This is a genomic window from Methylomicrobium agile (genome assembly GCF_000733855.1).
Lineage (GTDB): Bacteria > Pseudomonadota > Gammaproteobacteria > Methylococcales > Methylomonadaceae > Methylomicrobium > Methylomicrobium agile.
The window spans coordinates 4,359,034-4,379,303 of the sequence record NZ_JPOJ01000001.1 but is presented as its reverse complement, the minus strand read 5'-3'; the positions used below and the strand labels follow the sequence as shown (position 1 = coordinate 4,379,303).

Genomic DNA, 20,270 nt, shown 5'->3' with positions numbered 1-20,270 from the left:
TCGTATAATGGCCGCATTTTACCGGCTGTTTTGATGTCCCTCAGCGAAACCCTCAAGCAACTCTCCCGCCAGTTACCGCAGTGCCTAAACCAGGACCGGCACGGTTTTAAGCGCCAGCTCGACCGCTTGCGCAACGAATATCAGAAAGGCAAGAATCCGATCGCGCAAGTGGCTGCGCTGCAAGCGAAGATCGGGCAATCGGCCGAAAGACGCCGGCAGCGTTTGGCGAGCGTACCGGTCTTGAATTTTCCCGATCTGCCGGTCACCGGCAAAAAGGACGAAATTGCCGAACTGATCCGTAACAATCAGGTCGTGATCGTCTGCGGCGAGACCGGCTCGGGCAAGACCACGCAGCTGCCGAAAATCTGCCTGTCGATCGGGCTTGGTTCGGGCGGTTTCATCGGTCATACCCAGCCGCGCCGGATCGCCGCGCGCACGGTCGCGGACCGGATCGCGGAAGAACTCGGCGAGCCGCTCGGCAAGTCGGTCGGCTTCAAAGTCCGTTTCACCGACAAGACCCATGCCGATTCGCTGGTCAAACTGATGACCGACGGGATTCTGCTTGCCGAGACGCAGAACGATCCTTATCTGAACCAGTACGATACGATCATCATCGACGAGGCGCACGAGCGCAGCCTGAACATCGATTTCCTGCTCGGCTACATGAAATGGCTGTTGCCGAAGCGGCCCGACCTAAAACTGATCATTACTTCCGCGACGATCGACCCGGAACGCTTTTCCCGGCATTTCTTCGATGCCCCGATCATCGAGGTTTCGGGCCGCACTTATCCGGTCGAGATCCGCTATCGGCCGGTCGAGGAAACCGAACAGGACGAAGAGGGCAAGAAAACCGCGAACGACGAGACCAGCGACAACCTGCAGCAGGCGATTCTGGAGGCGGTCGACGAGCTGGTCCGCGACGTGCGCGGCGACATCCTGATCTTCATGAGCGGCGAGCGCGAAATCAAGGAAACGACCGAATCGCTGAAAAAGCACCATCCGAGCAAATATGAAATCCTGCCGTTATATGCGAAGCTGAGCACGAGCGAGCAGGAGCGGGTGTTCAAGCCGAAAGGCGGCAAGATCCGGATCGTACTGGCGACCAACGTCGCCGAAACCTCGCTGACCGTGCCCGGCATCCGCGCTGTGATCGATACCGGCCATGCGCGGATCAGCCGCTACAGCCATCGCAGCAAGATCCAGCGTCTGCCGATCGAACGGATTTCGCAGTCGAGCGCGAACCAAAGGGCAGGGCGCTGCGGCCGGGTCGCCGAAGGCATCTGCATCCGGCTGTATTCGGCCGAAGATTATCAGGCGCGGCCCGAGTTTACCGAACCGGAAATTCTGCGCACGAACCTCTCGGCCGTCATCCTGCAAATGACTGCGCTGAACCTGGGCGACATCGAAGATTTTCCGTTCATCGAGCCGCCCGAAGACAAGATGATTCGGGACGGCAAGACCGTCTTGCAGGAAGTCAACGCGCTGGACAAGCAGGGCAAACTGACCGAGATCGGCAAGCAACTGGTCAAGTTTCCGACCGACCCGCGCCTGGCCCGGATGCTGATCGCGGCCGAAAAGCAGCACGCGCTGCATGAAGTCGCGATCATCGTTTCGGCGCTGAGCATTCAGGATCCGCGCGAGAAACCGGCCGACAAGCTGGCCCAGGCCGAGGCGAAACAGGCGCGCTTTCGCCACGAGGATTCGGATTTTCTGACCCTGTTGAACCTCTGGAACGACTTCGAGGAACAGAAGAAGCATCTGTCGAACAACAAACTGCGCAAATACTGCAGCGACCATTTTTTATCCTACATCCGGATGCGCGAATGGGTCGACATCCACGCGCAGATCATGCAGGTGATCAAGGGCGATTTGAACCTGAAGATCAATACGGTGCCGGCCAGCTATGCGGAAATCCACCGTGCGCTGTTGCCGGGCCTGCTCTCGAATATCGGTTTCCGGCACGAGCAATACGAATATCTTGGCGCGCGCGGCTTGAAGTTCTTCATCTTTCCGGGCTCCGGCCAGTACAAGGCGCGGCCGAAATGGATCATGGCGGCCGAGCAGGTCGAGACCAGCAAGATCTACGCGAGGACCGTCGCGAAGGTGGAGCCGGAATGGATCGAAGAATGCGCGGAGTATTTGGTCAAGCGCAATTATTACGATCCGCACTGGGAAAAGAAAGCGGCACGTTCTGCGGTGCACGAACGCACCTTGCTGTTCGGCCTGACGCTGCAGGCCGGGCGCAAGGTGCCTTACGAACACGTCGACCCGAAGGCGGCGCGCGAGATCTTCATCCGCTCGGCGCTGGTCGATCATGATTATCACAGCAACGCGCCGTTCTATCTCGCGAACCGGACACTGTTGGAAGAAGTCGGCTATATCCAGCACAAAGGACGCCGTGTCGATCTGATCGAGGACGAGGAATGGCTATACCGGTTTTACGACGAGAAGATCCCGGCCGAGGTCGTGAACGGGGTTACCTTCGATCAGTGGCGCAAGAAAGTCGAGCGCGACAATCCGAAATGCCTGTTTCTGACCCGGGAAGACCTGACCCGCGAGCAGGATCATGCGGTGAACGAGTGGGATTATCCGGACAGCAAAAAAGTCGGCAATTTGACGATCAGGCTGCAATACCGCTTCGAGCCCGGCCACGACGAGGACGGCGTGACCGCGATCATCCCGGTGCATCAGTTGAACCAGGTTTCGCAGACGCCGTTCGACTGGCTGGTGCCGGGGCTGCTCGAAGAGAAATGCGTCGCGCTGGTCAAGTCGCTACCGAAGCCGATCCGGAAGCATTTCGTGCCGGTGCCGGAAACGGTCAAAAAATGCCTCGAAATCGAGCCGGATTTCAAGGGTTCTTTATACGAATGGCTCGGCAACCGGTTGCGCAAGCTGACCGGGGAGGCGATTCCGCTGAACGCCTGGAATCCGGAGTCCTTACCCGAGCATTTAAAGATGAATTTCCGGGTCGTCGACGACCGGGGCAAGCTGCTCGATTACGGTCGCGATCTGAAAAAACTCCAGGCTAAACATGGGGTTGTGGCTGGCGACAGCTTCGACCAGCTGGCCGCCGACGAATTGAATTATACCGGCTGCATTCAGTGGGCGTTCGGCGATCTGCCGGATACGCGCCAGTTCATGCAGCGCGGCCAGTCGTTCATCGGCTACCCCGCGATCGTCGACGAAGGCGATGCGGTCGGCGTGCGGCTGTTCGACACCGAACGCAAGGCCGCGCAGCAGCATCAGGCCGGTCTGATGCGCTTGTACCAATTGCAGTTGCGTAAGGAATGCACCTATATCCAGAAAAACGCGCCGCAATCGGCCGCTGCCGAACTGGCTTATCAACGCCTGCCGAAACATCCGATCATCCAATATCAGCGGTCCGGTTCGTATAAGGAGGATTTGCTGTTCTGCATTTTGAGCCATGTGTTTATCGAGGGCCGGACGATTCGAAACAAGGAAGCGTTCGAACGCAATCTACAAGCGGCGAAGCCGAATCTGATCGCTGCGGCGAACGACATCGGCAAGATCGTTCCGGATATCATGCTGCAATACGCCGACATCAAAGCCCGCACAGGCAAGCTGAACCCTAACGATTCATTGGCCAAAGATGTAAATCAACAGCTCGACCTATTGATCTACGCCGGCTTTATCCGGCACACCCCGTACGACCAGCTCAAGGCGATCCCGCGTTATTTGAAAGCGGTCCTGTACCGGCTGGACAAGTTTGTGAACGATCCGCAAAAAAATCAGGAAATCCAGCGTTATGCCATCCGCTTTTGGCAGGATGTCGAGAAGAAGTCAAAAAAAGAGACCGTCATCCCCGAACAGGATCCGTTCCGTTGGGCGCTGGAAGAATTCAGGGTGTCGCTGTATGCGCAGCAACTGAAGACCGCATTTCCGGTGTCCGCGAAACGGCTCGAAAAAGCCTGGGATGAACGCGGCTGATCCGGGATTCGAACATTCTCGCACGATATTTTGACTCAATAACATTTATGCACAGGATGAAATCAATGGCTTACAGGATGTCAAGCTGTACGGTGAAAAATCTTTGATGCATCCGTAAGTCATTGATTTTTTATTGTATCAGTGGATTGATTCGTTTTTGTACAAACTAACCAAAATCCAATAAAAACGGCACTTTTGGAAGCCCGAAAACAATCTATCCACAAAGTTATCCACAGGTTTTGTGAATAAATATTTTCGATGCTTTTTCGCGTGAAGGAAATATTGGATCCGCGTCAAGCGTCGAGAGCCAAGAAGGAACGGAACGGTTTCCGAAGCACGCGGAACGGAGCGGGCCGCTTCTGTCTCTGTGCGGCTTACGCAATCGCGGCGGGACGCTGAGGGCGAAACCGGTAAATTCCCGGATCGGAAAACCCGTCTGCCGTTGACAACCGGTTTCTTAACGAGGGCGTTTATGCACAGAAGAAATCAATGACTTACATCATGCCGGACAAGGCCGACAAAAAACCCAGTAGATGATCCAAGTCATTGATTTATTATTGCTTCAGTGGATTGATTCGTTTTTATACAAACTGACCGAGGGGTAATAAAAACGGTACTTTGGAGAGCCCGAAAACAATGTATCCACAAAGTTATCCACAAACTTTGTGAATAAAATGGCGATGTATCATTTCAGGCTCAGAGCCGGCCGGTTTCGAAGTGGACGACTTTCCTCAAAAAAGGGAATGACCTTGAGGAATGGGCACATCCTGACCCCTCTCCCGTATTGATCGTTTTGCTAGGGTTTTCCCCAATCAAGTTTATCCCCGCCGCTAGGCATGAAACTTAGCCAGCCATTTCAGCAGGGTTTCCGGCTGATGTCCGCGTTTCCACACTCCCGCGGCGTATTTATTCGCTTCGGCGAGGGTCGGATAGATATGAATCGTACCGAGAATCTTGTTCAGACCGATACGGTGCTTCATCGCGAGAATGAATTCGGCGATCAGGTCGCCGGCATGTTCCCCTGCGATCGTAACCCCGAGGATTTTATCCTTTCCGGGAACGGTCAGGACTTTTACAAAACCTTGTCCTTTGCCGTCCGCGATTGCCCGGCCCAGCTCGGCCAGATCGTAGAGGCTGGTTTCATAAGGGATGCCTTGTTCCTTTGCCTCCTGTTCGTTCAGCCCGACCGATTGCGAGAACGATGATCGCAAGCAGGCGGATTTGTAAGCTCGTCATCGTGTTATTCCTGCAGCGTGTTAAAAGTCGAATAACCGGAAGAATCCTGACAACGTTTACTGTACAATGCACGCATGTCAAACCTGTTTTCCTTATTGATACTGTTTTTCTCCGGCCGTCCTCCAACGGAAACCGCCCTGTCCCACATCCGAAATCAAGCGCGTCTCCGCTGGCGAGAGGGCGATGCCGCTTTGTACTGTTTAAATATCGATGGGGACTGAAATCATTAAGTTCATCCAGTGGGCCGTTCATTGCCGGATGCTGGCCTTCGGAGCTGTCCCGCATTCTCAAGGCGTCATTTCGGTTAGTTTATGAATTTACTGACCCGGATCGCTTTCATCGAAGAAGTCGGACGGATTGCCGAAACCAATCGGGACCGATATACGCTCCTGTATGCGGAGATCAACCATACTCTGCAGCTTGCCAGCCTGACGCAGGGCACCGCGGCGGCGGAAGAGCTTTTTTCCCGGATACAGTCGCTGATCATCGGTAAAGTGGCGTCGATCGCGAGTGCCCGTATCGGCAAACTGGATCGCAACCGCTTCGGCATCCTGCTCAAATTGCCGGTGCAGGAAAGCATGCAATTCGCCGAACAGCTGGCCCATCTGATCGACCAGCAATGTATTATTGTGGCGGACATCGCCTATTATCCGAAGCTGATTATCGGTGTAACCTCGTTGTCGCCCGAATATAAAACGCCCGAACGCATTCTGGCCGCGGTGGACGAAGCGCTGTTTCAAGCCAAGCGGGCCGGCAACAGCGTCGTCAAGCTGATCGAATACGACGATCCGGTGCTGCACGAATATTACGACCTGTTGAAATTGCTGCCGGAGCTCAGGGAAGGGCTGACCAACCATGCCTTCGTGTTGTTCGCGCAGCCGATATCGCCGATCAACGGCGCGGACGCCGAAAAAAAAGCCGAGGTCCTGCTGCGGTATAAAAGCGACCAGGGCGACAGCCTGACGCAACGGCGCCTGCTCAGGGCCGCCGAGCTGTTCCACATCAGCCGCGAAGTGGACCTTTACGTCGTGCAGCAACTGTGCCGTTACCTGGCCGAAAATCCCCAGCATGCCGTCTATTCACTGAACATTTCCGGCAGCACGATCCGCTATCCCGGCTTCATCGGGAAAGTCGAACAGAACTTCAGGTATTACGGCATCGATTCGAGAAAGATCTGCTTCGAGATCACCGAAACGGTCGCCGACCACGACTATCAGAATGCCTGCGAGTTCATGCGGCAGTTGAAGAAGAATCTGGGCTGTTTGCTGTCGCTGGACGATATCGGCATCGGATCGAGCAACCTCGCCAATCTGTCCAAATTCAACGTCGACTTTTTCAAGATCGACGGCTTGTTCATGCAGAATATTCTCAAATGCCCTTATTCCGAACTGGTCGTCAGCTTTATCTGCTCGGCGGCGAAATTATTCGAGCGGGAAACGATTGCCGAATATGTCGAAAATGCCGAGCAGTTGGAGAAATTGAAGGTTTTGGGTGTCGATTATGCGCAGGGCTATTATGTCGGCAAGCCTTCGTTACTGTTCGATCCGGCTTGAAGAAAGTTGGTTTTTTGCCCGGCATTCGGTAGAGTGTTCAGTCTTCAATTCAAAACCATCATTATGACTTTATTCCATTCTTTGACTTTTATGGTTCACGGCGGCGCCGACCACGGCGGCGGCATCGCGGCAGCCGTGGCGGGCCTTTTGGACTTTCTCGAAAAACTGGCCGGCATGGAGCCGCCGGAAATATTTGCGGAAGTTTTTCCGGGTATCGCCTCGATGCAGAACATCCACCCGCTGCTGGTGCATTTCCCGATCGCGTTTTTATCGGCTTTTTTCTTGCTGGATCTGGCGGGCAGTTTGTTTCGAAAGCCGTCCTGGCGTGCGGTTGCGAGTTGGCTGTTATACCTGGGCGCTGTTTCCGCGATTTTTACCGCGGCGGCCGGCTTTATCGCCGCCAATTCGGTGGCGCACGGGGGCGATGTGCACGGCATCATGGAGAGACACGAGCATTTCATGCTGACCGTTCTGATCCTGTCGCTGCTGCTTTCCGCATGGCGCGCCCTGCAGGGCGTCGCGATCGAGGGCGCGGCCAATACCTTGTTTCTGATACTGGCCGCGATCATGTGCGGCGTGCTGGTGCTGGGCGCCGATTTGGGCGGTTTGATGGTGTACCGTTACGGGGTGGCGGTATCCGCGGTGCCGGTTACCGAAGAGGCGCTGATGCACAGTCACTCGGGCGAGGAGGCGGCGCACGAACATGATCATGGGCCGGCTTTCGATCCCGATCCTGATTCAGGACACGCGCACGAATCCTTGCCTGCGTCCGAGCCAGCCCATGACGATCAGCATGACCATGACCATGACCATGACCATGACCATGACCATGACCATGACCATGACCATGACCATGACCATGACCATGACCATGACCATGACCATACTCACGATCATCCGGCTGCAAGCGAATAATCAAAGACCGTAATGTTTCCGCTTGCGCCAGAATGTCGCCCGGCTCATGCCGGCGAGCCGGGCCGCTTCGGTAACGCGGCCGTGGCTTTGCCGCAGCGCTTCGCCGATCGCCAGTTTCTCCTGCTCCGGGCTGCGCAGCGGTAAGGATTTCATCGCCGCGTCCGGCACGGCCGTTTTCGGTTCGGTAAATTCGGGAGGGAGTTCGGTTGGCCGTAGCGTCGTGCCGCGCCCAACCGCGAATGCGTATTCGATCACGTTGTGCAACTCCCGAACATTGCCCGGCCAGTGATAGTCGAGCAAAAGGCGCATCGCCTGCGGGTCGATCTTCTCGATTTTTCTGAACTTGCCGGCATTATGCAGAGCGATGAAATGCCGGATCAGCAGACTGATATCCTCGCGCCGCTGCCGGAGCGGCGGAATGAAGATCGGCACGACGCGCAGCCGGTACATCAAATCTTCGCGAAAATGCCCGCTCCTGACTTCTTCCCTGAGTGACCGATGCGTCGCGGCCACGATCCGCACATCCGCGCCGATCAGGCGGTCGCCGCCGACCGGCATGAAATTTCTTTCCTGAATCACCCGCAGCAGTTTGGCCTGCAGTTCCAGCGGCAGTTCGGCCACCTCATCCAGAAACAGCGTGCCGCCTTCCGCGCGCTGAAACACGCCTTTATGGTCCTTGATCGCGCCGGTAAATGCGCCGCGCACATGGCCGAACAGTTCGCTTTCGAGCAGATTCGCGGACAGCGCCGCGCAGTTGACGGCCAGAAACGGCGCGTTTCGGCGCGCGCTGAGGTTATGAATCGCCCTGGCGACCAGTTCCTTTCCGGAGCCGCTCTCGCCCCGGACCAGCACCGTCGCCTCGGTTTCGGCCGCGTTGCGGATGATCTGGAACACATTGCGCATCGCCGGCGAACGGCTGATGATGCCTTGAAAGTTTTGCTCACGCTCGGCCGTATTCCTCGATTCGCCGGCCGGATTTTCCTGTCCGGCGTCCGCTGTCAACAGCGCGATGCCGCCGGCCACGGCCCCATCCCGGCTGTAAAGCAGCCGGGCGGACCGGTGCAATGTCACCATGCCGCCGGCGTGGACGGTATCTTCCGCCTCCGCATGGATCCGGAATTCCGGTGGACAGGTATTTCCCGGATCGAGGCCGGTCAACTGCGCGGCGCCGGGGCTCCAGTGCAGCAGATGCTGATCCCGGTCGACGAGATAAAAGGCGATAGGGCGGCATAGCTGGAGAAATTCGAGCAGGGCGGAACGGCTGTCGAGCCGTCCAAGCCAGGCCGACGGCAGGTTCAAGGTGTCAGGCATCGATCGGAACGGGGATAATCGCAAGCGTTGGGAACGCCGATATTAGCCGAGCCGGACAGGCAAATCAATCATGGGCATTTCGCGGAGAAAGGCGGATTCAATGCGCCTGCGGGAGCGAAGGATGGAGCAGAGGGCTTCTGGAGTATAATTGCCTTTTTGCAACGAGTTCAAGCGCAAGTGATCGATCGAATCAATTCCCTGTTGCCCCAGACCCAATGCGGCAAATGCGGCTACCGGGGCTGTTTGCCCTATGCGGAGGCCATTGCGGCGGGTAAGACCGACATCAATCGTTGTCCGCCTGGCGGTGAAGAAGGCATTCGGGCGCTGGCGGATTTGTTGGGTGTTTCGCCGAAGCCACTCGATTCCGCCTGCGGCGAACATAAACCCAGGACCGTTGCGATGATTGTCGAAGAAGACTGCATCGGCTGCGTGAAATGCCTGGCGGTTTGCCCGGTCGATGCGATTCTCGGCGCCGCCAAGCAGATGCATACGGTGATCGCTACCGAATGCACCGGCTGCGAGCTCTGCATTGCGCCGTGCCCGGTCGATTGCATCGAGATGCGGGAAATCGCGCCCGAAAGCCCGGCGCTTGCCCGGCTTTTGAAGCCGCTACGCGCGGAACTGGCTAGAAGCCGCTATGAATTGCGTGGCCTGCGCCTCGCCCGCGAGGAAGCGGAAAAAGCGGCGCGGGCGCGCGAGAAGAAAGCAGCTCTGCTGAGCAAAGTGCAGTCTGCGGCGAAGCCGTCAGGAGTTCTATAAAATGCTTTCCGTAAGACCTGCCAGGTTTTTAAAACCTGGCAGGTCTGATCCCCCGCCGAATTATTTCCGTCAAATTACTCGGTTTTCGTTTTATTTCGGTTCCGCACGCTCCGTTCCGAGGCGTGCGCCCGGATGATCCGCAAACAATCCGCAACACCCCGAATCACCGCTTCAGCGATCCGAGCCCGGCCCTCCTTGCTGGTGACGCGGAGTTCGTCTTTCGGATTCACCGCCACGCCGGCCTCGATCAGCACGGCCGGCTGCCGCGCGGTACGCAGCACCGCCAACCCATCGTAATAATGAATGCCGCGGCTTCGATCCGCGAATGGCCGGTTTTCGCCTTCAATCGAGGCCGCATGATAAAGGGACGGCTTAAAACCGGCGGCCAGCAGGCGATCGCCGATTTCCTTTGCGCAGGCAAGGCTCTCGCCGATTTTCGGGTTAAGGCGTGAGACGAACAGCGCGTAGCCGCTGTAGCGGTCGGCCCGTTCCAGCCATGCAGGCTGGACCGAATCGTGATGCAGCGAGATGAAAAAGGCGTCGTGCTTCGCCAGATCGGTCCGTTCGGCCAATACCTCCATCGCGCCGTCCGCGCCGATCAAGCGATAGCTGACATTCATTTGCTCCAGCCGGCCCGCTACTTCTTCCGCAAGCTGCCGGTTCAGTTCCCACTCGGGTATGCCGCTGGCGCTGATCACGCCGGAATTGCGCCGGGAGTGTCCGACGTCGAGCGCCACATCCACAGCGTAGGCAGGGAAGGTTAGGTGGGAACACAGTAATAACAGGTATTGGATGGGCATCTATAGGAAGTTTATCAAAGGCCGGCATTCATGCCATTAAGTTAAGATGAGAAAGTCGTCATTCGGGCAGGGAATGCCAGAAGCCAAGAATGGCAAGCTTTAATACATCCTTCAGTTGTAGGGTACACTGTGCGTACCTTTTCACCCTCCAATGGTACGCGCACAGCGTACCCTACAACGATTCGTGCCCTTGGGGGCAACCCAAGCTGGCAAAGGGGTATCACGAGCGCTCGGTAGGGAAACGAGAGGGGGAAGTGATGGTCGGTCCAATCCTTAACGGTATTGGGACCGACATTGGGCCGGCCGTGAGACGGTGTCAGAGGAAAATCGATTTGCCGCTGATCATCAATTCGATCTCTTCGACGATCTCCTCCTGCCGCAATCGGTTCCGCTGCCGGATCAGCCCGCCGCTGCCCTCTTCGAGATGGTGCAGGGCATTCTCCATCTGCATCAGGCGCATGTGATTCTCCACCCGGATCGAGCGCAATAAAATCGCCAGGATCTGGTGGAACAGGTAGTGCTCGGCGATACCCGCGGCGGTTTCTTCCGGGGAGGCGTAAACATGCGGCGGAAACCCTGAAATGCTGGGTTGCGCTTCGATTAGCGGCAGCAGGCGCTGGCTTAAGGCGCCGCGGTCGTCGCGAAAACAGGCGACCAATCCCGCTCTTCCTGGGTGTTTTTGCCTTGACTCGGCAATGGCCGGCAGGATGGCTTCGATCGTGGCTGCGGCGTCGAGTCCGCCGTTCGCACCCGGCACGCGCAGGTCGTTGGCGCTTTCCGGAAGCAAATCGTGCAGCCGTTCGCCGATCAGGATCGCCGGCGTCCGTTCTCCGGTTTGTTCCTGCCAAAGCCGCAGTACGTCCTCGTTGAAACTGCCGCAGAATCCGCGTACCGAGCCGAACAGCAGCCAGATATCGTAGTCCGGTTTTTCGGGCGGAGGCAGCGCGAACGCGACATCATTCAGCGCGTCGCGCAGGTTCTGCACGAGCAGTTGCTGGTTCTCTTCGCGTTTGCCGATCCTGCGCAATTCGGCCAGCGCAAAGCTGCGCATCGCGCCGAGAATGCCGGTCAAATCGTCATACAGGGCCAGACGGGTTTCGATCTCACGCCGCTGGCTCATACGTCTCACTCAACCAGTGCTTCAACCTGTCCAGCCACTGCGATTTGGAAGATTCCAGCTTCAGACCCGAGCCCGGCAATTGCTCGAAGACCTGCTGCAGCCCGGCGGCGGCCTGTTCGGGAGACAGCACGTTCAGCAAGCCCTCGCCGTACGCCCGCAGCCAGGCCAGATGCGCCTGTTCGGACAGCGGTTCGAGCGGGTTCTGTTTCAGAATTTCGCGCAGCAGCCGTCCTTGGCGGAGCTTTTCTTCAACCCCGGCTTCAAGGCGCGCGCCGAAGCGGGCGAACAGTTCGAGTTCCAGAAATTGCAGATAATCGAGCCGAATCCGCGCGGAAGCGGCCTTGATAGCTGGATGCTGCGCCTTGCCGCCGATCCGCGACACCGAGCGGCCGATGTCGATCGCGGGCAGGATGCCCGAGGCGAACAGTTTGCTGTCGAAATAAATCTGGCCGTCGGTGATCGAGATCAGATTGGTCGGAATATAGGCCGACAGTTCCCCTTGCCGGGTCTCGATGATCGGCAGCGCGGTCATGCTGCCGCCGCCGGCAGGCAGGCCCAGCACGGTCGAGCGTTCGAGCAGGCGCGAGTGCAGGTAGAAAATATCGCCGGGGTAGGCTTCGCGTCCGGGCGGGCGCTGCAGGAGCAGCGATAGTTCGCGGTATGATTGCGCATGGCGGGTCAGATCGTCGTAGACGACCAGCGTATCGCGGCCGAGGCGCATCCAGTGTTCGGCGATCGCGCAGCCGGCGAACGGGGCCAGGTAGCGGAAGCCGGGCAGGGCGTTCGCTTCGGCGACGACCACCACGGTATAGTCGAGCGCGCAGGTCTGGCGCAGGGTTTCGATCGTGCCGGCGACCGAAGCGCGCGTCTGGCCGATCAGCACGATCACGCACAGAACATCGCGGCCGCGCTGGTTGATCACCGCGTCGAGCGCGAGCGTGCTTTTGCCGGTGCCGTCGTCGCCGATGATCAGCTGGCGCTGGCCTTTGCCGATCGGAATCAGCGCATCGACGATCTTGCTGCCGGTGTAGAGCGGCTCTTTCACGAAATCGCGCTCGATGATCGGCGGCGCGGCGGCTTCCAGAGGATGAAATTCGCGGAAGCCGGGATCGGGCAGACCGTCCAGCGCATTTCCCAACGGATCGACGACACGGCCCAGCAAGACTTCTCCGACCCCAATTTCCAGTTTGCGGCCGGTATGCTGAACGGACATGCCAGCTTTGATGCCTTGCGATTGCGCCAGCAGGATCGCTCCCAGCATATCCTTGCTGAGCTGGAATACCAGGCCGGTGCTGCCGTCGTCAAAGCTGATCAGTTCGTCCATCCGCGCCGTGGGAAGGCCGCGGATCAGGGCAATTCCGTCCCCTATCCCGACGACATAACCCCTTTCGCTGAGCCGGAGACCGAACCGGTAGTTCGACGGGGCGAAAGCGCCGCGGCTATTTGGCATGATTGGCTTGGCGCTTGAAAAACGCCAATTCGTCTGCAAGATTGGCATGCATCTGACACTCGCCGACGATGGCCCGGAGGCCGGCTATCAACGAGGGATCCTCGGAGAAGGCGGAATCCAGATTCAAATCCTGACCTGCCGCACCCGACAAGGCTTTGCGGATCGCGGCTTGAAGGTCTTGATCGAGAGGATGGGCCGACACGACGGCGGCAAGCGAATCGGCCGACAGCGACGCTGCCGCCTTGCGGAGTGCGGATCGATCGGCCTCGTTCAGCGCGGCGACGTCCTCGAGGAAAATGCCGGCGATGTTGTGCGTCAATTGTGGCGACGCCATCCTGTTGAGCATGGCCGCCGCCTGCCCGTACGCCTGGTCTACCGCGGAGCGGGCGAGTACCGACTCGCGCGAGGCCAGCAGTTTCTCATTGCGGGCATGCAGCTTTTCCTCTTCGGCGGCAAGCGCTTTCTTGATGTTGTCCATTTCCCGGGTTCTTGCAAGGGCCAGTTCCTCGCTCAACTGGCGGCGATTGTTCTCGCATTCCCGTTGCCAGTCGGCCAGTCGGGACTCGTATTGGAGGCGCAGCGTTTCGGCTTCTTCGCACAGCTTTTGCGCATGCTCGGCGGCTTCACGGAGCGTTTGCTGGCGGGCGGCGAGCAGATCCAGGACCGGGCGATAAAGAAAACGCTTGAGAATCCAGACCAGAACCAGGAAATTGAGGATTTCGAGGATGAATGTTGTCCAGTCGAGTTGCATGGTGTTGGAGTCCCGGCCGGTTATTTCAGGAAGTATTCGAGTAACGGGTTGCGGAATAAAATGATCAGCGCGATGACGAGGCAGTAAATGGCCAACGATTCGATCATCGCCAGGCCGATGAATAGGGTCCGGGTGATCGTTTTTTCCGCTTCGGGCTGCCGTGCCAGGGCTTCCAGCGCGCTGGCGATCGCCCGGCCCATCGCGATCGCGGGCATCATTGTCCCGAGCGCGATGGCGATGCCTGCAACGGCGGTCGAGACGGTGCTGAATAAATGCAGATCATTCATGATTTTCCTCTGAAGAATTTGAAAGCGTTTCGTTGGTGTCGGCTTCCAGGGCGCCGGCAATGTAAATTAGCGCCAGCATGCCGAAAATATAGGCCTGGACGACCGCCTCGACGACGTGCAGCATCAACAGCGGCACAGGCACCAGGAAGCCGGCGATCAGCAGCACGAGCAGGGCGGCCATTTCCAGGCTCATCATGTTGCCGAACAGGCGGACTGCCAGTGCCAGGGTGCGGCTGATTTCGCTGATGACATGGAAGGGCAGCAAAATGATGCTGGGCTCGGCATAATGCCGGAAGTGGTTTTTGAAACCGCGGCCGCGAATGCCGAACCAGTGGCTTGCCACGAACACCAGCACGGCGAGCGCCGAGGTCGCGGACAAATCGCGGGTCGGCGAATGCAGGCCCGGAATCAATCCGATGAGATTGGCGATCAGCACAAACAGCCATAAAGTGGCGACGAACGGCAGCACCCGGCGCACCGAACCGGGCGGCAATAATTCTTTCAGGGCTTCTTCGATCGCGATCAGCACGGTTTCGGCCGCCGTCTGCAGGCGATTGGGTTCGGTTTTCAACTGCCAGCGCACCGCCAGCGCCAGCAGGGTGAACAGCAGCATGATGCCCCAGGTGGTGACGACCGTATTGCTGATGCCGATGGGGCCGATCTGGGCGACGATTTCTACCCCGAGTTCCGAGCCGTTCATGTTTTGTCCCTTAAGAATCTGAACACATTATAGCCGCCGACGGCAATGCCCAACAGGATCAGGTTGAGGGTCCAGTGCTCCGAGTAGCCTGCAATCAATTCGTCCAGCCAGAGGCCGAGGTAGGCGCCTCCCACGATCGGAACGACGAACAAGAATCCCAACGTTCCACCGTATAGAAAAATGCCGAGCAGGGTCGTCGGCTTATGCCCTTTGTTCTTCAAGCGTTTGATGTCGCGTTGTGTCTGTTCGAGCAGTTTGCGGCGAAACGGCATGGTTATAACCCTACGCTTCTCTGGCCGCTCAATTCGACCAGCCGTTTGATCAGCGAGTGTTCGATCTTGGCCAAGGCGGCTTTGGCCGTGTACACTTCGGAGTCGGTTTGCTGCATGGCGGCTTCCAGGCTGTCGCAGATGGCGTCTTCGCTGTCGCCCAGGAAATAGCGCACCGTGGTGATCGTCAACTGATTGTCCGCAAAACGCAAAACTCCGCCCGGCATCGCCAGAAAACGCCAGACGCCGCGGTTATCGGCAAACCGGGCCAATCCGTAGCGCAACAGCGCCACCGTATGGATATGATCCGCCAAAAGTCCGAAGCTTCCTTCGGCGTCGGCGCCGATAAACTGGCTCACCGTATCGAAACGGGTCGTCCCGGCGGTATCGATCAAGGCCAGGCTGAACGTCTTCATGAAGTTATTGCTCCTCTCATATAGCAGTCGGCTTCGCTCAGCTGGTCGTATTTTCCCTCGATGAATCCTTCGCAGTCGCCGATCGTCCGTTCGAGCGGCACATGAACGCCCGGGATGCCGGTATGGTCGGCGACGGTGTTGAAAGGCTGCGTCAGATAGCGCTGCAGGCGCCGGGCGCGCTCGACGATCTGCCGGTCTTCCTTGGACAATTCCTCGATCCCGAGCATGGCGATGATGTCTTCCAGTTCGCGATAGCGCGCCAAATGTTCTCGCACCGCGCGGGCGACCTGATAATGGCGGTCGCCGAGAATGCGCCGGTCCATCATGCGGCTGGCGGAACTCAACGGGTCGACCGCGGGATAGATGCCTTTGGCGGCCTGTTGGCGTGACAGAATGACGATACTGTCCAGGTGGCCCAGGATGGTCGCGACGGCAGGATCGGTCATGTCGTCGGCCGGCACATACACCGCCTGTACCGAGGTGATCGAGCCCGATTTGGTCGAGACGATCCTTTCTTCGAGTGAGGCGACTTCGGTTAACAGGGTCGGCTGATAACCGACCGTGGCCGGCATGCGGCCCAGCAGTCCCGAGATTTCGCTGCCGGCCTGCACGAAACGGAAGATGTTGTCCATCAGGAACAGGACTTCCGCTTGCAGGGTGTCGCGCAGGTATTCGGCATAGGCGAGGGCGGTATAGCCGACATGGAAGCGCACGCCGGGCGACTCGTCCATTTGCCCGAAGACCAGCAGCGCCCGAGGCAATACGCCCGCTTCGCCCATTTCCTTCCAAAGCTCGTGGCCTTCGCGCATCCGTTCGCCGACCCCGGCATAGACCGAGACGCCCTGCATCGCGCTGCTGACCGCGTGCATGAACTCCATCATCAAGACGGTCTTGCCGACGCCTGCGCCGCCGAACAGGCCGGTCTTGCCGCCGCGCACGAACGGGCATAAGAGGTCGATCACCTTGATGCCGGTTTCCAGGATCCGGCTGGCCGGCAATGTCTCCGAAAGCAAGGGCGGCGGTGAAAGAATATTCCGGTAGGTTTCCGACGGCAGGGGCGGGCCGCCGTCCAGCGCTTCGCCGAACACGTTCAGCATGCGCCCGAGGCAGGCTGGGTCGACCGGCACATGCAGCGGGACGCCGCGGTCGTACACCGGCATGCCCCGGTAAATGCCGGAAACCGGATGCAGGGCGATCGCGCGGACCAATTCGGGGTTGATGTGCTGGTAGACCACCAGCACGTAGCGGCCTTCGCCGTTCACCACATCCAGCGCCTGGCCGATCGGCGGCAGATAGTCGCAGCAAACGTCGACCACCGGTCCGTGGGCCGCTTCGATACGGCCGACTGTTTTTTCGCTTGGCGGTAACATGTACTCCCGCTTGGAAATCAATTTCCCGCCGATTCTAACATAGTCCGAAGGTTTCAACAGGGGGACGGCGGCATGTTGGCAGGGCAATCGCGCTGTGTCTTGTTTTCCGAAGATCCGCGTTGCGGTGCAACGGTCCAAACGCCGGACGGGATAAATATCCCGTCCGGCGTTTGAAGAGGTCCCCCAAAGGCCGGTTTGCAAGTGATCTCGAACAGTTCAAACCGACTGCATCGCGTTGCTAAAACGTACGGGCGGGTTTAAAAAAACGTCCGGCGGAAGTCCGAAGGTTTCAACAGGGGCGGGGCATGCGGGCCTCGACGCCTACCCGTTACATGCGGCAGGCGGCCGGTTCGATTCGGTATGGGGCAGGCCGGGCCGCCGCTTTCGAGCCTCGCGTCTGTCGTTAAACGCAAGGGGCATTCGGCCCCATGAAGGCCGCTTACAGGATCACCTAGAAATTGGACAACAAAAGCCCGGCTCTGGCATGATGGGTGTTCGATCGCTTTGCAAGGCAAGGCAGAGAATCAATCAAATAAGGAATAAGCCATGAACAATCTTCCCCCATGCCCGGCATGCGGCTCCGAATTCACCTACGAAGACAACGGTGTCTTCATTTGTCCCGAGTGCGCGCATGAATGGTCGATCGGCGCCGCGTCCGAAGACGTCGGCGACGTCCGTGTGATCAAGGATGCGCACGGCAACGTGCTGCAGGACGGCGATTCCGTGACCGTGATCAAGGACCTCAAAGTCAAAGGTTCGTCCCTGGTCGTCAAAGTCGGGACCAAGGTCAAGAACATCCGCCTCGTCGAGGGCGATCACGACATCGACTGCAAAATCGACGGCATCGGCGCGATGAAGCTGAAATCCGAATTCGTCAAGAAGAGCTGACTCCGGTTGATTTAGGCGCGTGATTCGCCTATAGTCATCGGCTGCTCTTACGGTTCCCTGTTCGTTGGGGGCCGCATGCGGCTCCACCACTTTAATTTTAAAAGACTGCGGACGGGATTAGCCGCGGCTAATAAGAGTAGTCTCTCGCTGAAGCACAAGCCTCGATGGAAGAATTATTTTTGGATTGGCTGAAAGAATATGGCTATGTCATCCTGTTCTTGTGGTCGATATTGGAAGGCGAAACCGGCCTGATCATGGCCGGCGTCATGTCGCATACCGGCGATATGTCCTATTTGTTCGCGGTCTTCGTGGCCGGGCTCGGAGGATTTGCCGGAGATCAGCTTTATTTTTATATCGGCCGCTTCAACAAGGGGCTGATCCAGCGCAAACTGCACAAACAGCGGCGCAAATTCGCGATCGCGCATTTACTGCTGAGAAAATACGGCTGGCCGATCATTTTTATCCAGCGTTACCTGTACGGACTGCGTACCGTCATCCCGATGTCGATCGGCATCACCAAATATTCGGCAAGGCGCTTTGCGTTCATCAACCTGCTGAGTGCCTGGGCATGGGCGGCGATCACGATCACGCCGGCATATGTCTTCGGCGAGGAAATCCTCAGGCTCGTCGTTTTCGCCAAAGAACACTGGTATTATGCCTTGCCGCTGGCGGCCGGTTTTCTTTTCGCCATTACGACTTATTTCCATAAACTGGAGCAGCGCCTGTTGGAGAGGCGGCGGAATCGGATTCCGAAGTAAAGAGGCTGGTGTCTGCCGAAATGCCGGACTTTTCCGGCGAAGATCGGTTTTTGGAAAACGTCTTCCTCTTTTCTGTCTCTTAGGCTCGGGAATTGCCCCGTCCATTGTTGCGCCAATAATTAACGAACACAATTACTGTATCTACTGTATCCGAGACTCCCGGTATATCGTTTATGATGGAATTAGTTTGGGTCGGTACGGCCTATCTCGTCGGTCTGCTCGCCAGCCGTCTGTCTTTTCCGCCGCTGGTCGGCTATCTGGCCGCCGGCTATATCCTGCATACGTTCGGGATTGAATCGGAGAGCAGCTTGACGCATCTGGCCGATATCGGTATCGAGTTATTGCTGTTTACGGTCGGCCTGAAGCTTAAATTGCGCTCCCTGCTGCGGCAGGAAGTGCTGAGCGTCGGCGGCTGGCACCTGTTTTTGGTGACCGGCGTTGCCGGCATCGTTTTTCTGCTGCAGGGCGAGCAGACCGCAGGTGGTCTGGTATTGGGCGCGAGCCTGGCTTTTTCCAGTACCGTGCTGGCGATCAAGGTGCTGGAAGACAACGGCGAATTATCCACCCTGCACGGGCGGGACGTGCTCAGCATCCTGATCCTGCAGGACATCGTGGCGATCGCCCTGCTGGCTTACGCCGACGGCAGGCAGCCGTCGTATTGGGCCTTCGCGTTGCTGCTGCTGCCGATGCTGCGCCCCTTGGCGCACCGCCTGCTTACGTTCAGCGAAGCCGACGAGCTCAAACTGCTGCTGGGCGTCTCTTTGGCGCTGGCGGGCGGCTTGTCCGCCCAGAATGTCGGTGTTTCTCCCGATATCGGCGCCTTGCTGATGGGCGTGATGCTGTCGGCGCATCCTCAAATCGAGGAGCTTTCCGATAAACTCTGGAGCCTCAAGGAAGTCTTCCTGGTCGCTTTTTTCCTGCAGATCGGCCTGGCCGAATTGCCGAACCGCGATCAGATTTTCGATGCGCTCGGCCTGTTGGGACTGCTGCCGTTGCAAGGCATTTTGTTCTTCGCTTTGTTCTTACTGGCCGGCATGCGCGCCCGCACCGCCTTTATCTCGTCGCTGGCCTTGATGACCTACAGCGAATTCGCCCTGATCACTACCGGGGCGATGGTCAAGGCGGATCTGCTGTCGCCGGCATGGAATTCCACCGTCGCCCTGGCAGTCGCCGGATCGCTGGCCATCGCTGCGCCGCTGAACCGCTACTCGCATGAGCTGTTTTCGAGGTTCGAACCGTTCCTGGTCCGTTTCGAAAAAAGCGCCTGGCATCCGGACCGTTTGCCCGAATCCATCGGCGTGGCGGAATGGCTGGTCGTGGGGATGGGCCGCACCGGCCTGTCCGCTTATCAAACGCTGTATCGCATGGAAAAACGGGCCGTCGGCCTGGACGCCGACCCGACCGTGCTGGAAAGCCTGCTGGCCGAGGGGCGACGGGTGATTTACGGGGATGCGGAAGATCCCGAGCTGTGGTCCGGACTGCCGCTGGACCGGGTAAAAGGGGTCATTCTGACGCTGCCCGAATTCGATGCACGCTGTTCGGCGGTACGTCAGCTCAGAAAAAGAGGATATCGGGGGCTGATCGGTACGATCTGGTATTTTCCGGAAGAGCAGCAGCAACTGGAACTGCTCGGTACGGATTTCATGATTCATCCGCTGGTCGAAGCCGGTAATCAGCTGGCTTTGCAGCTCATGCAGAATCCGGCCGGGCCTCGGGCATAACCCTGGCTTTAAAGCCGA

The 20,270-nt window shown here is 58.1% G+C and carries 17 protein-coding genes and 1 pseudogene; 7 read left to right on the top strand and 11 right to left on the bottom strand.

Annotated elements, in window-relative coordinates:
- The first annotated feature begins 33 nt into the window (after positions 1-33).
- The gene (gene hrpA / locus CC94_RS0120240; RefSeq protein WP_005372837.1) at positions 34-3,948 is read left to right on the top strand and encodes an ATP-dependent RNA helicase HrpA; all 3,915 of its coding nucleotides are present in this window, start codon (positions 34-36) and stop codon (positions 3,946-3,948) included.
- Between the two features lie 830 nt (positions 3,949-4,778).
- On the opposite strand, the pseudogene CC94_RS0120235 reads toward hrpA, so the two are convergent.
- Positions 4,779-5,135: pseudogene (locus CC94_RS0120235) on the bottom strand (pyridine nucleotide-disulfide oxidoreductase); the annotation flags it as partial.
- Between the two features lie 360 nt (positions 5,136-5,495).
- Between CC94_RS0120235 and CC94_RS0120230 the strand changes: the two are divergent.
- Together CC94_RS0120230 and CC94_RS0120225 are read left to right on the top strand one after the other, a co-directional pair.
- A complete protein-coding gene (locus tag CC94_RS0120230; RefSeq protein WP_005372836.1) occupies positions 5,496-6,737 on the top strand; it encodes an EAL domain-containing protein in 1,242 nt (413 codons plus the stop codon).
- A 63-nt stretch (positions 6,738-6,800) separates the two neighbouring features.
- Positions 6,801-7,652, top strand: coding sequence for a DUF2231 domain-containing protein (locus CC94_RS0120225; RefSeq protein WP_245619794.1), 852 nt, complete (start codon positions 6,801-6,803; stop codon positions 7,650-7,652).
- On the opposite strand, the gene CC94_RS0120220 is transcribed toward CC94_RS0120225, so the two are convergent.
- On the bottom strand, positions 7,653-8,963 hold the full coding sequence (locus tag CC94_RS0120220; protein WP_031431942.1) for a sigma-54 interaction domain-containing protein: 1,311 nt from the start codon (positions 8,961-8,963) through the stop codon (positions 7,653-7,655).
- Positions 8,964-9,140: 177 nt separating this feature from the next.
- On the opposite strand from CC94_RS0120220, the gene CC94_RS0120215 reads away from it, so the two are divergent.
- Entirely contained in the window at positions 9,141-9,722 is a 582-nt protein-coding gene (locus CC94_RS0120215) for an RnfABCDGE type electron transport complex subunit B (RefSeq protein WP_031431941.1), read from the top strand.
- Between the two features lie 74 nt (positions 9,723-9,796).
- On the opposite strand, the gene CC94_RS0120210 is transcribed toward CC94_RS0120215, so the two are convergent.
- From CC94_RS0120210 to atpD, 9 genes are all read right to left on the bottom strand, one after another.
- Entirely contained in the window at positions 9,797-10,522 is a 726-nt protein-coding gene (locus CC94_RS0120210; protein ID WP_036304174.1) for an N-acetylmuramoyl-L-alanine amidase family protein, read from the bottom strand.
- A 316-nt stretch (positions 10,523-10,838) separates the two neighbouring features.
- On the bottom strand, positions 10,839-11,642 hold the full coding sequence (locus CC94_RS0120205) for a F0F1 ATP synthase subunit gamma (protein WP_031431939.1): 804 nt from the start codon (positions 11,640-11,642) through the stop codon (positions 10,839-10,841).
- Positions 11,626-13,092: a F0F1 ATP synthase subunit alpha gene (locus tag CC94_RS0120200; protein ID WP_005372828.1), complete on the bottom strand. Its 1,467-nt coding sequence runs from the start codon at positions 13,090-13,092 to the stop codon at positions 11,626-11,628. Before CC94_RS0120200 ends, CC94_RS0120205 begins: the two co-directional genes overlap by 17 nt.
- Positions 13,082-13,843, bottom strand: a complete 762-nt coding sequence (locus CC94_RS0120195; protein ID WP_005372827.1) for a F0F1 ATP synthase subunit delta — start codon at positions 13,841-13,843, stop codon at positions 13,082-13,084. The genes CC94_RS0120200 and CC94_RS0120195 overlap by 11 nt, the downstream gene beginning before the upstream one ends.
- Positions 13,844-13,863: 20 nt before the next feature.
- Complete coding sequence (locus CC94_RS0120190; RefSeq protein WP_005372824.1) at positions 13,864-14,130, bottom strand: F0F1 ATP synthase subunit C; 267 nt, start codon at positions 14,128-14,130, stop codon at positions 13,864-13,866.
- Complete coding sequence (locus CC94_RS0120185) at positions 14,123-14,830, bottom strand: F0F1 ATP synthase subunit A (RefSeq protein WP_005372822.1); 708 nt, start codon at positions 14,828-14,830, stop codon at positions 14,123-14,125. The genes CC94_RS0120190 and CC94_RS0120185 overlap by 8 nt, the downstream gene beginning before the upstream one ends.
- On the bottom strand, positions 14,827-15,102 hold the full coding sequence (locus tag CC94_RS0120180; protein ID WP_005372820.1) for an AtpZ/AtpI family protein: 276 nt from the start codon (positions 15,100-15,102) through the stop codon (positions 14,827-14,829). The genes CC94_RS0120185 and CC94_RS0120180 overlap by 4 nt, the downstream gene beginning before the upstream one ends.
- A 2-nt stretch (positions 15,103-15,104) precedes the next feature.
- Positions 15,105-15,515: a F0F1 ATP synthase subunit delta/epsilon gene (locus tag CC94_RS0120175; protein WP_005372818.1), complete on the bottom strand. Its 411-nt coding sequence runs from the start codon at positions 15,513-15,515 to the stop codon at positions 15,105-15,107.
- Positions 15,512-16,885: a F0F1 ATP synthase subunit beta gene (gene atpD / locus CC94_RS0120170; protein WP_005372816.1), complete on the bottom strand. Its 1,374-nt coding sequence runs from the start codon at positions 16,883-16,885 to the stop codon at positions 15,512-15,514. The genes CC94_RS0120175 and atpD overlap by 4 nt, the downstream gene beginning before the upstream one ends.
- 546 nt (positions 16,886-17,431) lie before the next feature.
- Here atpD and CC94_RS0120165 point away from each other — a divergent pair.
- The 3 genes from CC94_RS0120165 (at position 17,432) to CC94_RS0120155 (ending at position 20,252) form a co-directional block, all read left to right on the top strand.
- Positions 17,432-17,773 carry a zinc ribbon domain-containing protein YjdM gene (locus CC94_RS0120165; protein WP_005372814.1) on the top strand — a complete coding sequence of 114 codons (342 nt, stop codon included), beginning with the start codon at positions 17,432-17,434 and terminating at the stop codon, positions 17,771-17,773.
- Positions 17,774-17,937: 164 nt separating this feature from the next.
- Positions 17,938-18,531, top strand: a complete 594-nt coding sequence (locus CC94_RS0120160; protein WP_005372811.1) for a DedA family protein — start codon at positions 17,938-17,940, stop codon at positions 18,529-18,531.
- 173 nt (positions 18,532-18,704) lie between these two features.
- Positions 18,705-20,252, top strand: a complete 1,548-nt coding sequence (locus tag CC94_RS0120155) for a cation:proton antiporter domain-containing protein (RefSeq protein ID WP_005372809.1) — start codon at positions 18,705-18,707, stop codon at positions 20,250-20,252.
- The last annotated feature ends 18 nt before the right edge of the window (positions 20,253-20,270 follow it).

What these genes read in the sequence shown, in the direction of transcription:
- CC94_RS0120160 (WP_005372811.1), top strand. Translation starts at nt 17,938, where the DNA reads ATGGAAGAATTATTTTTGGATTGGCTGAAAGAATATGGCTATGTCATC.
- atpD (WP_005372816.1), bottom strand. Translation starts at nt 16,885, where the DNA reads ATGTTACCGCCAAGCGAAAAAACAGTCGGCCGTATCGAAGCGGCCCAC.
- CC94_RS0120195 (WP_005372827.1), bottom strand. Translation starts at nt 13,843, where the DNA reads ATGCAACTCGACTGGACAACATTCATCCTCGAAATCCTCAATTTCCTG.
- CC94_RS0120220 (WP_031431942.1), bottom strand. Translation starts at nt 8,963, where the DNA reads ATGCCTGACACCTTGAACCTGCCGTCGGCCTGGCTTGGACGGCTCGAC.
- CC94_RS0120230 (WP_005372836.1), top strand. Translation starts at nt 5,496, where the DNA reads ATGAATTTACTGACCCGGATCGCTTTCATCGAAGAAGTCGGACGGATT.
- CC94_RS0120155 (WP_005372809.1), top strand. Translation starts at nt 18,705, where the DNA reads ATGATGGAATTAGTTTGGGTCGGTACGGCCTATCTCGTCGGTCTGCTC.
- CC94_RS0120165 (WP_005372814.1), top strand. Translation starts at nt 17,432, where the DNA reads ATGAACAATCTTCCCCCATGCCCGGCATGCGGCTCCGAATTCACCTAC.
- CC94_RS0120175 (WP_005372818.1), bottom strand. Translation starts at nt 15,515, where the DNA reads ATGAAGACGTTCAGCCTGGCCTTGATCGATACCGCCGGGACGACCCGT.
- CC94_RS0120180 (WP_005372820.1), bottom strand. Translation starts at nt 15,102, where the DNA reads ATGCCGTTTCGCCGCAAACTGCTCGAACAGACACAACGCGACATCAAA.
- CC94_RS0120200 (WP_005372828.1), bottom strand. Translation starts at nt 13,092, where the DNA reads ATGCCAAATAGCCGCGGCGCTTTCGCCCCGTCGAACTACCGGTTCGGT.
- CC94_RS0120185 (WP_005372822.1), bottom strand. Translation starts at nt 14,830, where the DNA reads ATGAACGGCTCGGAACTCGGGGTAGAAATCGTCGCCCAGATCGGCCCC.
- hrpA (WP_005372837.1), top strand. Translation starts at nt 34, where the DNA reads ATGTCCCTCAGCGAAACCCTCAAGCAACTCTCCCGCCAGTTACCGCAG.
- CC94_RS0120225 (WP_245619794.1), top strand. Translation starts at nt 6,801, where the DNA reads ATGACTTTATTCCATTCTTTGACTTTTATGGTTCACGGCGGCGCCGAC.
- CC94_RS0120190 (WP_005372824.1), bottom strand. Translation starts at nt 14,130, where the DNA reads ATGAATGATCTGCATTTATTCAGCACCGTCTCGACCGCCGTTGCAGGC.
- CC94_RS0120210 (WP_036304174.1), bottom strand. Translation starts at nt 10,522, where the DNA reads ATGCCCATCCAATACCTGTTATTACTGTGTTCCCACCTAACCTTCCCT.
- CC94_RS0120205 (WP_031431939.1), bottom strand. Translation starts at nt 11,642, where the DNA reads ATGAGCCAGCGGCGTGAGATCGAAACCCGTCTGGCCCTGTATGACGAT.